The organism is Micromonospora sp. URMC 105 (assembly GCF_051386295.1).
In the GTDB taxonomy this organism is placed as follows: domain Bacteria; phylum Actinomycetota; class Actinomycetes; order Mycobacteriales; family Micromonosporaceae; genus Micromonospora.
In genome coordinates this window covers 1-14,849 of record NZ_JBPQTL010000121.1, presented here as the reverse complement: position 1 = coordinate 14,849, position 14,849 = coordinate 1, and the positions used below count along the sequence as shown (strand labels likewise).

Annotated in this window: 12 protein-coding genes; 11 read left to right on the top strand and 1 reads right to left on the bottom strand. The window is 73.2% G+C overall.

Going from position 1 to position 14,849, the window contains the following annotated elements; all coding sequences use genetic code 11:
* Nucleotides 1-154 precede the first annotated feature (154 nt).
* From ACSNN7_RS26155 to ACSNN7_RS26110, 10 genes are all read left to right on the top strand, one after another.
* The gene (locus ACSNN7_RS26155) at nucleotides 155-1,525 is read left to right on the top strand and encodes an L-serine ammonia-lyase (RefSeq protein ID WP_436683605.1); all 1,371 of its coding nucleotides are present in this window, start codon (nucleotides 155-157) and stop codon (nucleotides 1,523-1,525) included.
* Nucleotides 1,526-1,583: 58 nt separating this feature from the next.
* On the top strand, nucleotides 1,584-2,411 hold the full coding sequence (locus tag ACSNN7_RS26150) for an ABC transporter permease (RefSeq protein ID WP_334452442.1): 828 nt from the start codon (nucleotides 1,584-1,586) through the stop codon (nucleotides 2,409-2,411).
* A 1-nt stretch (nucleotide 2,412) separates the two neighbouring features.
* Complete coding sequence (locus tag ACSNN7_RS26145) at nucleotides 2,413-3,156, top strand: ABC transporter ATP-binding protein (protein ID WP_334452443.1); 744 nt, start codon at nucleotides 2,413-2,415, stop codon at nucleotides 3,154-3,156.
* A complete protein-coding gene (locus tag ACSNN7_RS26140) occupies nucleotides 3,153-5,108 on the top strand; it encodes a DUF5941 domain-containing protein (protein ID WP_436683604.1) in 1,956 nt (651 codons plus the stop codon). Before ACSNN7_RS26145 ends, ACSNN7_RS26140 begins: the two co-directional genes overlap by 4 nt.
* A gap of 17 nt (nucleotides 5,109-5,125) precedes the next feature.
* Complete coding sequence (locus ACSNN7_RS26135; protein ID WP_436683602.1) at nucleotides 5,126-7,303, top strand: bifunctional glycosyltransferase/CDP-glycerol:glycerophosphate glycerophosphotransferase; 2,178 nt, start codon at nucleotides 5,126-5,128, stop codon at nucleotides 7,301-7,303.
* Between the two features lie 136 nt (nucleotides 7,304-7,439).
* Nucleotides 7,440-8,750, top strand: coding sequence for an ABC transporter ATP-binding protein (locus ACSNN7_RS26130; RefSeq protein WP_436683606.1), 1,311 nt, complete (start codon nucleotides 7,440-7,442; stop codon nucleotides 8,748-8,750).
* 97 nt (nucleotides 8,751-8,847) lie between these two features.
* A complete protein-coding gene (locus tag ACSNN7_RS26125) occupies nucleotides 8,848-9,927 on the top strand; it encodes a hypothetical protein (protein ID WP_436683601.1) in 1,080 nt (359 codons plus the stop codon).
* 335 nt (nucleotides 9,928-10,262) lie between these two features.
* Nucleotides 10,263-10,730, top strand: coding sequence for a DUF4442 domain-containing protein (locus ACSNN7_RS26120; RefSeq protein WP_436683600.1), 468 nt, complete (start codon nucleotides 10,263-10,265; stop codon nucleotides 10,728-10,730).
* A 59-nt stretch (nucleotides 10,731-10,789) separates the two neighbouring features.
* On the top strand, nucleotides 10,790-11,539 hold the full coding sequence (locus ACSNN7_RS26115) for a beta-phosphoglucomutase family hydrolase (RefSeq protein WP_436683599.1): 750 nt from the start codon (nucleotides 10,790-10,792) through the stop codon (nucleotides 11,537-11,539).
* Nucleotides 11,536-13,908, top strand: a complete 2,373-nt coding sequence (locus tag ACSNN7_RS26110; RefSeq protein WP_436683598.1) for a glycoside hydrolase family 65 protein — start codon at nucleotides 11,536-11,538, stop codon at nucleotides 13,906-13,908. Before ACSNN7_RS26115 ends, ACSNN7_RS26110 begins: the two co-directional genes overlap by 4 nt.
* Before the next feature lie 54 nt (nucleotides 13,909-13,962).
* Here the strand turns inward: ACSNN7_RS26110 and ACSNN7_RS26105 are convergent, their stop codons facing one another.
* A complete protein-coding gene (locus ACSNN7_RS26105; protein WP_436683597.1) occupies nucleotides 13,963-14,142 on the bottom strand; it encodes a hypothetical protein in 180 nt (59 codons plus the stop codon).
* A 179-nt stretch (nucleotides 14,143-14,321) separates the two neighbouring features.
* On the opposite strand from ACSNN7_RS26105, the gene ACSNN7_RS26100 reads away from it, so the two are divergent.
* Nucleotides 14,322-14,849: dienelactone hydrolase family protein (locus ACSNN7_RS26100; protein WP_436683596.1), on the top strand; the 528-nt coding region annotated here is incomplete at its 3' end.

Below are 14,849 nucleotides of genomic sequence, written 5' to 3'. Positions count from 1 at the left end.
GTGGGCCGTCACCAGCGGTGGAAGGGGCGGGGCGGGTAGGCTCGCCGGTTGAGCCGCCCACACCCGGGCGGTGGACGACGACCGCCGGAGACCCGGGCGGCCGTGACCCGGGTCGGACCCGCACCACCGGGGACGACGGCGAGGAAGTGCAGCCATGATCAGTGTTTTCGACCTCTTCAGCGTCGGCATCGGGCCGTCCAGCTCGCACACCGTCGGCCCCATGCGGGCCGCCCGGACGTTCGTCGCCGGGCTGAAGGGCGACGGGCTGCTCGCCGACGTCGCCCGGGTCCAGGCGGAGCTGTTCGGCTCGCTCGGCGCCACCGGGCACGGCCACGGCAGCGACCGGGCCGTCCTGCTCGGGCTGGAGGGCGAGGCGCCGGAGACGGTCGACACCGACATCGTCGGCCCCCGGGTCGCCGCGATCCGCGCCGATCGCCGGCTGCGCCTGCTCGGCGTGCAGGAGGTCGGCTTCGACCCGGACCGCGACCTGGTGCTGCACCGCCGCCGGTCGCTGCCGTACCACCCGAACGGGATGACCTTCGCGGCGTACGACGCGGACGGGGTCCAGGTCCGGTCCCGCACCTACTACTCGGTGGGCGGCGGGTTCGTGGTGGACGAGGCCGCCGCCGGCGCGGACCGCATCAAACCGGACACGACCCGGGTACGGCACCCCTTCTACACCGGTGCCGAGCTGCTCGACGTGACCGCCGCGACCGGGCTGTCGATCAGCGAGGTGATGCTGGCCAACGAGCGCTCCTGGCGCAGCGAGGCCGACGTGCGGGCCGGCCTGCTGGAGATCTGGCGGGTGATGCAGGAGTGCGTGGCGGCCGGCTGCGAGCGCGACGGTGTCCTGCCCGGCGGGCTGAAGGTCCGCCGCCGGGCGGCCGAACTGCGCCGGAGCCTGGAGGCGGAGACCGACTCCACCGACCCGCTGCGCGCGATGGACTGGGTGACGCTCTTCGCCCTCGCGGTGAACGAGGAGAACGCGGCCGGCGGCCGGGTGGTGACCGCCCCCACCAACGGCGCGGCCGGCATCATCCCGGCGGTGCTGCACTACTACACCCGGTTCGTCCCCGGCGCCGACGAGGACGGCGTGGTCCGCTTCCTGCTGGCCGCCGGCGCGATCGGCGTGCTGTTCAAGGAGAACGCCTCGATCTCCGGCGCGGAGGTCGGCTGTCAGGGCGAGGTCGGCTCGGCCTGCTCGATGGCCGCCGCCGGGCTCGCCGAGGCCCTCGGCGGCACACCGGCGCAGGTGGAGAACGCCGCCGAGATCGGCATGGAGCACAACCTCGGGCTGACCTGCGACCCGGTCGGGGGGCTGGTGCAGATCCCCTGCATCGAGCGGAACGCGGTGGCTAGCATCAAGGCGATCACCGCCGCCCGGTTGGCGCTGCGAGGGGACGGGGTGCACGCCGTGTCGCTGGACAAGGTCATCAAGACCATGCGGGAGACGGGCGCCGACATGAAGGTCAAGTACAAGGAGACGGCGCGCGGCGGCCTGGCCGTCAACGTGATCGAGTGCTGAGGGGCGTTCGTTCACCGACTGCTAACCTGTCGTCCGTCCTGGGAGGCGGGAGGCGACGGTGACCGCTGGCGTCGCGGCGTTGTGGTCGCACCGCAACTCGCTGCGGATCCTGGTCAAGCGGGACCTCGCGGTGAAGTACCAGCAGTCGGTGCTCGGCTACTTCTGGTCGCTGATCGAGCCGCTGGGCATGGGGGCGATCTACTTCTTCGTCTTCGGGGTGCTCTATTCCGGCGACACCGAGCGGCACCTCGGGCAGGCCGCCGAGTCGTACCCGCTCTTCCTGGTCACCGGGATCTTCGCCTGGATGTGGACCAGCTCCGCGCTGAGCGAGGCGACCAACGCGCTCACCGGGCAGTCCCGCCTGATCACCACCATGAACGTGCCCCGGCAGGTCTTCCCGATCGGCCGGGTCACCGGCCGGTTCGCCGAGTACGCCGCCGGCCTGCCCATCCTCTTCGCCGTCGCCGCGGTGTACGCCGCGCACGGGAAGATCCACCCCGGCTGGTCGCTGCTCGCGCTGCCGCTGGCCGTGCTGGTCCAGGCGACCCTGCTGGTCGGGCTCTCGCTGCTGCTCTCGGCGGTCAACGTGCTGATGCGCGACGTCGAGCGCTTCATGCGGCTGATCATCCGGGTGCTCTTCTACGCGACGCCGATCATCTACCCGCTGAGCCTGGTCCGGGAGTCCGCCCTGCCGGGCTGGGTGAAGGTCGCCTACGAGCTCAACCCGCTGGTCGGCATCTTCCAGCTCCAGCACGCGATCTGGTACCCGGACGAGTTCCCCGACGCCCGGCTGCTCGCCACCACGGTCGCCGGCAGCCTGCTGGCACTGGTGGCCGGCTGGTGGGCGTTCCGCCGCCTCGAACCCGCCGTGCTCAAGGAGCTCTGAGGTGGCGCCGATCATCGAGGCCGAGGGCCTCGGCATCCGGTTCGTCCGTAACCGCCGACGGCAGCTACGGCTGCGCGAGCTGTTCATCCACCGGGGCGGGCGCCGCGCCGCGTCCGGGCAGTTCTGGCCGCTGCGGGACGTCTCCTTCACGGTGGAGCCCGGCGAGACGGTCGGGGTGATCGGGCGCAACGGCACCGGCAAGAGCACCCTGCTGCGGCTGATCGCCGGGGTGCTCATCCCCGACGAGGGGCGGATCCGGGTGCGCGGCGACGTCGCGCCGCTGCTCGAACTCTCCGCCGGCTTCTCCAACGACCTCACCGGGCGGGAGAACCTCTACCTCGTCGGCGGCCTGCACGGGCTGTCGTCGGCGTACCTGAAGCGGCACTTCGACGACATCGTCGAGTTCGCGGGGGAGCAGGTGCAGCGGGCCATCGACACCTCGGTCCGGCACTACTCGTCCGGGATGAAGGTGCGGCTCGGGTTCGCCATCATCTCCCACCTGCCTCATCCGATCCTGCTGATGGACGAGGTGACCGCGGTGGGTGACGCGGAGTTCCGCAAGAAGTGCTATTCGACGATCGACCGACTGCTCGCGGAGGGGCGCACCTTGGTGCTGGTGTCACACAACGAGAAGGACCTGACCCGGTTCTGCCGTCGGGGGCTCTACCTCGACGGCGGGCGGCTGACCGTGGACGGCACGGTCGCCGAGGCGCTCGACGCGTACCACGCCGCGGTCCCGCGGTGACGCTCGCGATCGTGCTCGCCGCCGGTGCACCGGCCGCGGGCCTGCCCACCGGCACCGGGGAGACCCTCGCCGACCGGCTGGCCGCCCAGTGGCGCCGGGCCGGGGCGGACGAGGTGCGCGCCGCCGCCGACCTGGACGAGCTGGCCGCCCTGGTGGACGTCGCCACCGGCCCGGTGATCGTCAGCGGGGCCGACCTGGTCGCGCACACCGCCGTACTCAGGCATCTGGCGACCAGCCCGGTCGGCCCGACGGTGGCCCTGGTGCTGACCGACCCGCCGGTGCCGGGCCGGACCGCCGTGCGCGAGGAGCGCGGGCAGGTGGTCGAGGCCGGGCCCGAGCCGGCCGACGCCACCGGCGTCTTCGGCGGCGCGCTGCGGGTCGGCGCGGAGGACCTGCCGGCCCTGGCGGCCGCCGCCCGGGCCGCCGCCGGTCGGGCTGCGGCCGGGCCCGCCGTGGACGGGCTCTTCGCCGCGCTCACCGCGCTCGGCACGCTGACCTTCGCCCACCGGGTACGCCTGCTCGTGGCGCACCGGGTCGGCGACGCCGCCGGGCTGCACGCCGCCGAGGCAGCGCTGGCGGGGGTGGACGAGGACAAGGCCGAGCTGCGGCTCTCGGTCAAGGAGCGGGACGACTTCTTCACCACCTACTTCGTCAGCACCTGGTCGCCGTACGTGACCAAGGCGGCCGCCCGGATCGGGCTCGGCCCGACCGCCGTGACCATGCTGTCGGTGCTCTTCGCGGTCGCCGCGGCGGTGCTCTTCGGCGCCGGCGGCCGGCCCGCGCTGGTCGCCGGGGCGGTGCTGCTCTACCTCGGCTTCGTGCTCGACTGCGTGGACGGCCAGTTGGCCCGCTACACCCGGCACTTCAGCGCCTGGGGCGGCTGGCTGGACACGATGGCCGACCGCGCGAAGGAGTACGTGGTCTACGCCGGCCTCGGCTACGGGGCGACCCAGGCCGGCTTCCGGTACGGCTGGGCGCTGGCGATCGCCGCGATGACGCTGCAGACCGTCCGGCACATGACCGACACCTGGTACGGGGTGCTGCACGACGAGGCGGCCCGCCGGCCGAAGACGTCGGTCGGCGGGGGCGGCGGTGGCATCGGGGACCGGCTCAACGCCGCGTCGACCCGGGTGCAGGCCGACACCGGCTCGGTGTCGTACTGGCTGAAGCGGACGGTGGTCTTCCCGATCGGCGAGCGGTGGGCGCTGATCGCGCTGACCGTGGCGCTGTTCAGCCCGCTGGTCAGCCTGGTCGCGGTGCTGGTCTGGGGGACCCTGGCGTTCGCGTACACCGGGGCGCTGCGCACGCTGCGGGCGCGCTGGATGTGGGTGCCGGTGCTGGACACGGTCGACGCGACCCTGCACCGTGACGACGGCCCGCTGGCCGCGCGGCTGCCGGTGGTGCGCCCGATGGGTCCGCTGACGCTGGCGGTGCTGGCCGCGCTGGGCCCGGCGGCGCTGCTGGTCGCGGCGCTGCTGATCGGCGACGACGACGGGCTGCGCTGGTGGGTGCCGGTGGCGCTGCTGGTGCTGCTGGTCGCCGGGCTGGGTGCCGGGGCGGCGCACAACGGGCCGCTGGACTGGCTGGTGCCGGCCGCGCTGCGGGCCGGGGAGTACCTCTTCGCCATCGCGGTCGGGGTGGTCGGCGGGGCTCCCGCCTGGCTGATCTTCGGGTACGTCCTCGTGCTCACCCTGCACCACTACGACCTGACGGCCCGGCTGGAGAAGCGGCAGGCGGCCCCGCCGCTGCACCGCTGGACGCTGGGCTGGGAGGGCCGGTCGGTGCTGCTGGCGCTGGCGACGATCGCCGATATTGCGAGTATCGGTCTGGTTACACTCGGTACGTACCTTCTCGTGGGATTCGTGGCGAGCGTCGTCCTGGCCTGGGTCGTCCTGCCGGCCCGCGCCGCGCGGCTCACGGCGGTCCCGGTCGGAGGTGGTTCGCCGGGCTGACTGGAGGGGCGGCCGGGATGACGTTGATCAGCTTCGTCGTACCGGCCTTCCGGGTGCAGGGCTACCTGCGCGAGTGCCTGGACTCGATCCTCGGCCAGCCCTTCGGCGACCTCGAGGTGATCGGCGTCGACGACGCCTCGCCGGACGCCGGCGGCGACATCCTCGACGAGTACGCCGCCCGCGACCCCCGGGTCACCGCACTCCGGCTGTCCCGCAACGTCGGGCTCGGTCCGGCCCGCAACGCCGGGCTGGACCGGGCCACCGGCGAGTACGTCTGGTTCGTCGACGGCGACGACTGGCTCGCCCCGGACTGCCTGCCCGAGGTCGCCGACCGGCTGCGGACCACCCGGCCGGACGTGCTCGTGGTGGACCACGTCCGGACGCACTGGAACGACACCGCCACCCGCAGCGCCATGACCGAGGTGTTCCCCGAGCCGCCCGGCGAGGCCACCTTCCGGCTGCGCGAGCGGCCGGAGACCCTGCACCTGCTGCACACCGCCTGGAACCGGCTGGTCCGCCGGGAGTTCCTGGTCGAGCTGGGGCTCCGCTTCGCCCCCGGCTGGTACGAGGACGTCTCCTTCACCTATCCGGTGCTGCTGGCCGCCGAGCGGATCGGCGTGCTCGACCGGGTCTGCGTCAACTACCGGCAGCGGCGGGCCGGCGCGATCACCCGTACCCGGGGGGACCGGCACTTCGAGGTCTTCGCGCAGTGGCACCGGGTGTTCCAGTTGCTGGACCGCTGGGGCCCGGCGGTGGCCGAGCTGCGACCGGCGGTCTTCGAGCGGATGGTCTGGCACCAGCTCACCGTGCTCGGCAACGGCGAACGAATCGCCCCCGCGTTGCGTCCGGCGTTCTTCGCCCAGATGACCGCCGATTACCGGCGCTTCCGGCCGCCCGAGGGCTACCCCGCCCCCGGCGGGCTGGAGGGGCTCAAGCACCGGCTGGTCGCGGCGGGACGGTGGCGGACCTTCAGCGCGTTGCGAGCCGCGAACCTGGCTCGGGCGACGGCCCGCAGCACCACCCGCCGGGCGCTGCCGGTGGCCCGGCGTACCGCGCGGCTGACCCGGGACGCGGTGTTGCGCGAGTACTACCGGGCCGAGCTGCGCCGGCCGATCGATGAGACCCTGGCCGTCTACGCCGCCTACTGGTACCGCGGGTACGCCTGCAATCCGGCGGCGGTGCACGCCGCCGCCCGCCGGCTGGCTCCGCAGGTGCGGGGCGTGTGGATCGTCCGGCGGGACCGGGTGGAGACCCTCCCGCCCGGCACCGAGTACGTCGTCGCCGGCACCCGGGCCTACTACCGGGCGCTGGCCCGGGCGCGCTGGCTGGTCAACAACGTCAACTTCCCGGACTTCGTCCGCAAGCGGCCCGGATCGGTGCACCTGCAGACCCACCACGGCACGCCGGTCAAGGTGATGGGGCTGGACCAGCAGCGCTTCCCGCTCGGGGCGGTGGGGATGGACTTCGCCGGGCTGCTGCGCCGGGTGGACCGCTGGGACTACAGCGTCACGTCGAACAGCTTCTCCACACAGATGTGGGACCGGGCCTACCCGGCGTCGTACACCACCCTGGAGGTCGGCTACCCGCGCAACGACCGGCTGGTCACCGCCACCGCCGAGGAGGTGCTGGCGGTCCGCGACCGGCTCGGCCTCGGCCCGGACGAGCGGGTGGTGCTCTACGCGCCGACGCACCGCGAGCACCTGCCCCGGTACCGGCCGCCGTTCCACCCGGAGCAGCTGCTGGACGTGCTCGGGCCGTCCGGACGGCTGCTGATCCGCAGCCACTACTTCCACGACCGCGACGGGCGGGCCCGGCGGCGGACCCGGGGCCGGGCGGTCGACGTCAGCGACCACGGCAGCGTGGAGGACCTCTACCTCGCGGCGGACGTACTCGTCACCGACTACTCGTCGGCGATGTTCGACTACGCCGTCCTGGACCGCCCGATCGTCGTGTACGCGCCGGACCGGGACGCGTACCTGCTGGCCCGGGGTGTCTACTTCGACGTGACCGCCGAGCCGCCGGGAGCCGTCGCCCTCACCTTCCCCGAGCTGCTGGAGGTGTTCCGCTCCGGCGCGGTGACCGGGGCGGACGCGCAGCAGGCGCGGCAGCGGTTCCGGGCCCGGTTCTGCGCCTTGGACGACGGGCACGCCGCGGACCGGGTGGTGCGCCGGGTCTTCCTCGGTGAGCCCGCGTGACGTGGTGTTCCGGCGTCCCGGGCCGTCGCCGGTAATAGGACTGTCACGACCTCAACATGGCACGTTTACCCGATGTGCTGATCGGATGATCCTGGTCACAGTCAAGCGGGATCAGGCCGAGCTGGGGGAGGAGACGGTGACCACCGTCGCGCTCAAGGATGTCACCAAGGTGTTCCAGGACGGAACACTCGCGGTCGACAACGTCAATCTGGACGTCAACGACGGCGAGTTCATGGTGCTGCTCGGACCGTCAGGCTGCGGAAAGTCCACCGTGCTGCGAATGGTCGCGGGTCTGGAGGACCCGACCTCCGGCGCCGTGATGCTCGACGGCGAGGTCGCCAACGACCTGCCGCCACGCGACCGGAAGATCGCCATGGTCTTCCAGGACTTCGCGCTCTATCCGCACATGACCGTCGGCGACAACATCGCCTTCCCGCTGCGACTGGCCGGTGTGGAGCCGGCCCCGCGCGGCGAGCGGGTGCAGGACGTGGCGGGCGCACTCGGCATCGGCGACGTCCTCGGCCGCAAGCCGAGCCAGCTCTCCGGCGGGCAGCGCCAACGGGTGGCGATGGGGCGGGCGATAGTGCGCCGGCCGGGGCTCTTCCTGATGGACGAGCCGCTCTCCAACCTCGACAGCGGGCTGCGCGCCGAGTTGCGCGCGGAGATCTCCGGGCTGACCCGCGAGCTGGGGGTCACCACCATCTACGTCACGCACGACCAGGCCGAGGCGCTGACCATGGCCGACCGGGTCGCGATCATGCGCAAGGGCGTGCTCCAGGACGTGGGCACGCCGACCCAGGTGTACGGCCGCCCGGCCACCCTCTACGTCGCGGCGTTCCTGGGCAGTCCCCGGATGAACCTGCTGGAGGCGTCGGTCTACGTCCACCTCGACCGGTACGTCACCCTCACCCTCGGCGAACAGGCGCTCTATCTGCCCTGGGACGACATCCGCAGCCGAGCGGTGGCGCACTACCACGGCGAACGTATCGTGGTCGGGATGCGCGCCGAGGCGCTGACCCCGGTCGCCCCGAACACCCCGGGCGACGTGCTCCAGGGCCAGGTCCGCTACCTGGAGCACCACGGGCACGAGTCGCTGGCCTTCCTCGACATCGGCGCCACCGCGATCGTGGTGGACGAGATGGGCGCCGCGGCCGAGGACGCCTCGGCCGGTCAGCGCGGGCGGCGCCGCTTCGGGCAGGTCATGCAGCGGCTCACCGGTCGCGCGACCGAGCCGGAGCCGATCGCCGCCGCTCCGGTCGGCGGCGGCAACCGGACCAGCGTGCTGCCCGACCCGGGGCGCCACCACCGCCGTCCAGCCGAGCTGGCGGTACGCCTCGCCCCGTACCCGGCGATCTCGGCGGGCCACCCGATGTCGGTCGCCGTACGGATGGACGCCCTGCACTTCTTCGACGAGCGCGGCGACCGGATCGACGTCGGGTGGCGCTGAGCCGGTCGGAGCGGGCGGGGCTGCGCGCCACCGCATCGATGCCCTACGGTCAGCGGACCTGATTCCACTGAGCACCGTTTCCAGAGAGGGGCCCGCCGTGTCGGGTGACCGTCCGAGCCCGCTCGTGATCGAGCGGATCCTGCGTGATCGGCAGGGCATCTGGCAGCAGATCGTCGCCGACGACGACCTGAACGCGCTGACCGGGCGGATGCTGGCCAGCTCCGCCGTCGCGCTGGCCTGCTACGGGGCGGTGCTGGGCGCGTTCCACGGCGTGCTGATGGCGATGACCTCGGCGGTGAAGCTGCCGTTGCTCTTCCTCGTCACGCTGGCCATCTGCCTGCCCACGCTCTACCTGTTCAACCTGGTCTTCGGGGCCCGCCTGTCGGTGCGCCAGTCGCTGGCGCTGGTGATGGTGGCGATCACGGTCACCTCGATGCTGGCGGTGGCGTTCGCCCCGATCAGCCTCTTCTTCCTGATCACGGCACCGGACTACGGCTTCTTCAAGCTGCTCAACGTGGCGATCCTGACGTTGTCGGCGGTGGTCGGGCTGCGCTTCCTCACCGGCGGGATGCAGGTGCTCAACGCGCACGGCCTGCTCGCCCCGTCCGCCGCCGCGACGCCGGCCACCGCCGCGCCGGCCGCACAGGCCGCCCCGGCCGTGCAGGCGGCCCCGGCGGCCGCGGCACCGGCGGTGCCCGCTCAGGCGGTGCCCGCCGAGGTGGTTGCGGAGCCGGTGGCCGTGGGGGCGAGCGCGAACGGCGCGGTCGCGGGCGCGGCGGGTGCCGCCACGCCGCCGGCCGCCGAGGCGCAGCCCGCCGCTGCCGCGCAGCCGGTCAGCCCCGTGCCGGCCCAGCCGGTGGCCGTCGCACCGGCGCAGCCGGTCGTCCCGGCCGGTCACCCCGTGCCGGCGTTCCCGCCGGGGGCGGTCCCGCAGGGTTACCCCGGAGCAGCCCGGCCGTGGGCCACCCCGCCGGTGCGGCGCGGCGAGCCGGAGCAGCGCCCGGCGAGCATGACCCTGCTGTACGTCTGGATCCTGCTCTTCGGTTTCGTCGGCACCCAGCTCGCCTGGACCCTGCGGCCGTTCGTCGGCAGCCCGGGCCAGGACTTCGCGCTGTTCCGCAGCATCGAGGGCAACTTCTACGCGGAGATCCTGCGCACCATCGGCAACCTGTTCTGACCGCCGCCGTCGAGAGCGGCGCCCTCGACGCGACCGGATGAAGTTCCGCACGATCGTCATGCCTGACAGCCATGAACATGCCTGTCAGGCATGACGCTTTCCAGGGCTGTCCTCCGCCACGCGACGCCGCAGGTGTTGGCGGCACGGTTTGCGGCGTGTCGGGCTGACGGCCGGCCCGGATGCCCCGACATGCCCCCAAGCAGGGGCAGGTCGCGCTGTCCCGGAACCCCGAACCCGGCCGCGAGCGGATCGGTCGGGTGGGGCGCCGCAGCCGCCGTGAAATTGCTGGTCGCCGGCGGCTTGCCGGAGAAGTTACCGGCTAGTAACGTCGGGGCATGTCCATCGACTCGCGCCAGGTGGCGGCCGGGATGCTCCAGGCCGTGCCGTTCGCCCGTACCCTCGGCTTCGAGTTCGTCGAGGTCGCCCCGGAGGCCCACGGCGGGGTCCGGGCCGTGGTCCGGCTGCCCGACACGCCGGCCACCCACAACCACGTCGGCGGCCCGCACGCCGGAGCCATGTTCACCCTCGGCGAGACCGCCTCCGGGGCGGTGGTGATGGCCGCCTTCGGTCACCTGCTCGACCGGGCCGTGCCGCTCGCCGTGCGGGCCGACATCGCGTACCGGAAGCTGGCGATGGGGCCGGTGCTGGCCACCGCCCGGCTGGGCCGTGCCCCGGCCGAGGTGATCGCCGAGCTCGACGCCGGGCAGCGCCCCGAGTTCGGCGTCGAGGTCGAGATCGGCACCGAGGACGGCACCGTCACCGGCACCATGACCGTGGTCTGGACGCTGCGCCCCAACCGCTGAGGGCAGCGGCACCTGGCGAAACGGGTTTGTCCGGGCGATGCGCTGGATAGATTCGTACCGTGCTGGGCCTACCTGCTCACGTGTCCGCCTGTCTCTTCGATCTGGACGGTGTGCTGACGCAGACCGCCAAGGTGCACAACGCCGCCTGGAAGCAGACCTTCGACGCGTTCCTGGCGCGCCGGGCGGCGGCCACCGGTGAGCCGTTCCGGCCGTTCGACCCCGGGCCGGACTACAACCGGTACGTGGACGGCCGGCCCCGGGCCGACGGGGTCCGCACCTTCCTCGCGTCCCGGGGCGTGGTGCTGCCCGAGGGCAGCCCCGACGACCCACCCGACGCGGACACCGTCAACGGCGTCGGCAACCGCAAGAACGTCGTGCTGCTGGAGCGGATCCACCACGACGGTGTCGAGGTGTACCCGGGCTCGGTGGCGTACCTGCGGGCGGCCGTCGCGGCCGGGTTGCGCCGCGCGGTGGTCTCGGCCAGCGCGAACTGCCGCGACGTGGTCGCCTCGGCCGGCCTGGAGCCGCTGCTGGAGGCGCGGGTCGACGGCCTGGTCGCGCGGGCCGAGGGGCTGCGCGGCAAGCCTTTTCCGGACACCTTCCTGGCCGGCGCGAAGCTGCTCGGGGTCGACCCGGCCAACGCCGCCGTCTTCGAGGACGCCCTCGCCGGGGTGGCCGCCGGGCGGGCCGGCGGCTTCGGGTACGTGATCGGCGTCGACCGGGTCGGCCAGGCCGACGAGCTGCGCGCGCACGGTGCCGACATCGTGGTCACCGACCTCTCCGATTTGCTGAAGGGGGCGGCGGCATGATCCGCGAACGCGCCTATCCGGTCGAGCCCTGGCACGTCCGGGAGACCCGGCTGGACATGGACGTGCTGGCCCAGTCCGAGTCGGTCTTCGCGCTCTCGAACGGGCACGTGGGGATGCGCGGCAACCTCGACGAGGGGGAGCCGCACGGCCTGCCCGGCACCTACCTCAACTCCTTCTACGAGCTGCGCCCGCTGCCGTACGCGGAGGCCGGCTTCGGTTTCCCCGAATCGGGGCAGACCGTCGTCAACGTCACCAACGGCAAGCTGATCCGGCTGCTCGTCGACGACGAGCCGCTCGACGTCCGCTACGGCGAGCTGCTGAGCCACGAGCGGATCCTCGACCTGCGCGCCGGCACCCTGCACCGGGACCTGCACTGGCGTTCCCCGGCCGGCCGGGAGGTCAAGGTCCGCAGCACCCGGCTGGTCTCCTTCACCCAGCGGGCGGTCGCCGCGATCCACTACGAGGTGGAGGCGGTGGACGGGCCGCTGCGGCTCATCCTCCAGTCCGAGCTGGTCGCCAACGAGACCCTGCCGGCGCAGAGCCGCGACCCTCGGGTGGCCGCCGTGCTGGAGTCCCCGTTGCAGGCCGAGGAGGAGCTGACCACCGACGACGGCGGGCTGCTCATCCACCGCACCAAGGTCAGCGGCCTGCGGGTCGCCGCCGAGATGGGCCACGACGTGTTCGCCCCGGGCAAGGCCACCGTCGAGTCCGAGGGCTACCAGGACTGGGTACGGACCACCGTCGGATGCGTGCTCAAGCCCGGCGAGACGCTGCGGGTGGTCAAGTACGTCACGTACGGCTGGTCGAGCCGGCGGTCGCTGCCGGCGATGCGCGACCAGGTCGGCGCGGCGCTGGCCGCCGCCCGGCTGGACGGCTGGGAGGGCCTGCGCCGGGAGCAGCGGGAGTACCTCGACGAGTTCTGGGACGCCGCCGACGTGCGGGTCGAGGGCGACCCGGAGGTGCAGCAGGCGGTCCGGTTCGGGCTGTTCCACGTCCTGCAGGCCGGCGCGCGGGCGGAGCGGCGGCCGATCGCCGCCAAGGGCCTGACCGGTCCGGGGTACGACGGGCACGCGTTCTGGGACACCGAGATGTTCGTGCTGCCGGTGCTCACCTACACCCAGCCGTCCGCGGTCCGCGACGCCCTGTACTGGCGGCACGCGACGCTGGGACAGGCCCAGGAACGGGCCCGGACGTTGAACCTGCAGGGCGCCGCGTTCCCCTGGCGGACCATCGAGGGCCCGGAGTCCTCGGCGTACTGGCCGGCCGGCACCGCCGCCTTCCACATCGCCGCCGACGTGGCCGACGCGCTGCGCCGCTACCTGCTGGTCACCGACGACGACGCGCTGGAGCGGGAGATCGGCCTGGAGCTGCTGGTGGAGACCGCCCGGCTCTGGCGCTCGCTGGGCCACCACGACCGCATGGGCCGGTTCCACATCGACGGGGTGACCGGGCCGGACGAGTACACCGCGGTCAAGGACGACAACATCTACACCAACCTGATGGCGCAGCGGAACCTGCTCACCGCCGCGGACTGCGCGATGCGCTACCGGGACGAGGCGATCGACCTCGGGGTCACCGAGGAGGAGGCGGCGCAGTGGCGGGACGCGGCGAACGCCATGCACATCCCGTACGACGAGGGGCTCGACGTCCACCAGCAGGTGGAGGGCTTCACCCGGTCGCAGGAGTGGGACTTCGAGCACACCCCGGGGGAGAAGTACCCGCTGCTGCTGAACTACCCGTACTTCGACCTGTACCGCAAGCAGGTGGTCAAGCAGGCCGACCTGGTGCTGGCCATGCACTGGCGGGGTGACGCCTTCACCGCCGAGGAGAAGCTGCGCAACTTCCTCTACTACGAGCGGCGTACCGTCCGGGACTCCTCGCTGTCGGCCTGCACCCAGGCGGTGATGGCGGCCGAGGTCGGGCACCCCGAGCTGGCCCACCGCTACCTGCGCGAGGCCGCGCTGATGGACCTGCACGACCTCAACGAGAACACCCGCGACGGCGTGCACATGGCATCGCTGGCCGGCGCGTGGATCGCCCTCGTCGCGGGCTTCGGCGGGCTGCGCGACCACGACGGGAACCTGTCGTTCTCGCCGCGGCTGTCCAGCCGGCTCAGCCGACTGGAGTTCTCGTTGCAGTGGCGCGGGATGCGGCTGCGGGTGGACGTCCGGCCGCACCAGACCACCTACTCGCTGCGCAACGGCAGGCCGGACACGGTGGTGGAACTGCACCACCACGGTGAGAAGATCAACGTGACCAGCTCTCTGCCGGTCACGGTCCCGGTGCCGACCCCCGATCCGCCCGGCCCGGCCCCGGAGCAGCCGCCGGGTCGCGCCCCGCTGCTGCACCTGCCGGAGGACGACTCCTGACGCAGACCGGGCCCGGGGCCCGCGGCGTCGCCGCGAACCCCGGGCCCGGAAGGGTCAGAACTGGCGGCCGTTGGAGGGACGGCCTCCCGCATCCCGCGGGGCCATCGCCGCCGGGTCGTCGGCCGTGCGCGCCCGCGCCGCCCTGTCCGCCCAGTCCTCACTGCGTTCGGCGTCCTGTTCGCGGCTTTCCTGCTCGGCGGTCCGGGTCTGCTGCCGGGACTTCTGCTCAGCCATGGCGATCCTCGCGATCCGTCGGGGCGCCGGCACGCCGGCACCGTCGTGCGGTCACCCTCCGGCTTCCCGGGGGCGTCGGCGGCAAACCCGGCCGCCGTCGGGGTCCGCTCCCGCTTGGGCCCGGACTGCGCGGGTATGACCGGCGGGCCGGTGCGGATCCGGCGGTACGGAGGGTGATCATGCGGACAGGTGACAACGAGGTGACCATCGCGGTGGCCGACGCCGGTCTCCCGGCCGACGTGTCCGTGCCCGAGGGGGCGAACGGTGTGGTGCTCTTCGCGCACGGCAGCGGCAGCTCCCGACACAGCCCACGCAACGTGGCGGTCGCCGGGGTGCTGCAGGATCGGGGACTCGCCACCGTCCTGGTCGACCTGCTCACTCCGGAGGAGGACGCCGTCGACGCCCGTACCGCCGAGCTGCGCTTCGACATCGGACTGCTCGCCGGGCGGCTGGCCGGCATCGTCGACTGGCTGGGCGCCGAGCCTCAGCTGGGCCGGCTGCCGGTAGGCCTGTTCGGGGCGAGCACCGGCGCGGCGGCGGCGCTGGTCGCCGCGGCGCAGCGGCCCGAGCGGGTGGCGGCCGTGGTCTCCCGCGGCGGTCGGCCGGACCTGGCCGGCCCCGCGCTCTCCGGGGTACGCGCACCGACGCTGATGCTCGTCGGCGGCCTGGACGACCAGGTGATCACGCTCAACGAGCAGGCCGCCGCG

Bases quoted from the DNA above. Each gene is read 5' to 3' on its own strand.
- ACSNN7_RS26155 (WP_436683605.1), top strand. From the start codon at position 155: ATGATCAGTGTTTTCGACCTCTTCAGCGTCGGCATCGGGCCGTCCAGC.
- ACSNN7_RS26135 (WP_436683602.1), top strand. From the start codon at position 5,126: ATGACGTTGATCAGCTTCGTCGTACCGGCCTTCCGGGTGCAGGGCTAC.
- ACSNN7_RS26120 (WP_436683600.1), top strand. From the start codon at position 10,263: ATGTCCATCGACTCGCGCCAGGTGGCGGCCGGGATGCTCCAGGCCGTG.
- ACSNN7_RS26110 (WP_436683598.1), top strand. From the start codon at position 11,536: ATGATCCGCGAACGCGCCTATCCGGTCGAGCCCTGGCACGTCCGGGAG.
- ACSNN7_RS26105 (WP_436683597.1), bottom strand. From the start codon at position 14,142: ATGGCTGAGCAGAAGTCCCGGCAGCAGACCCGGACCGCCGAGCAGGAA.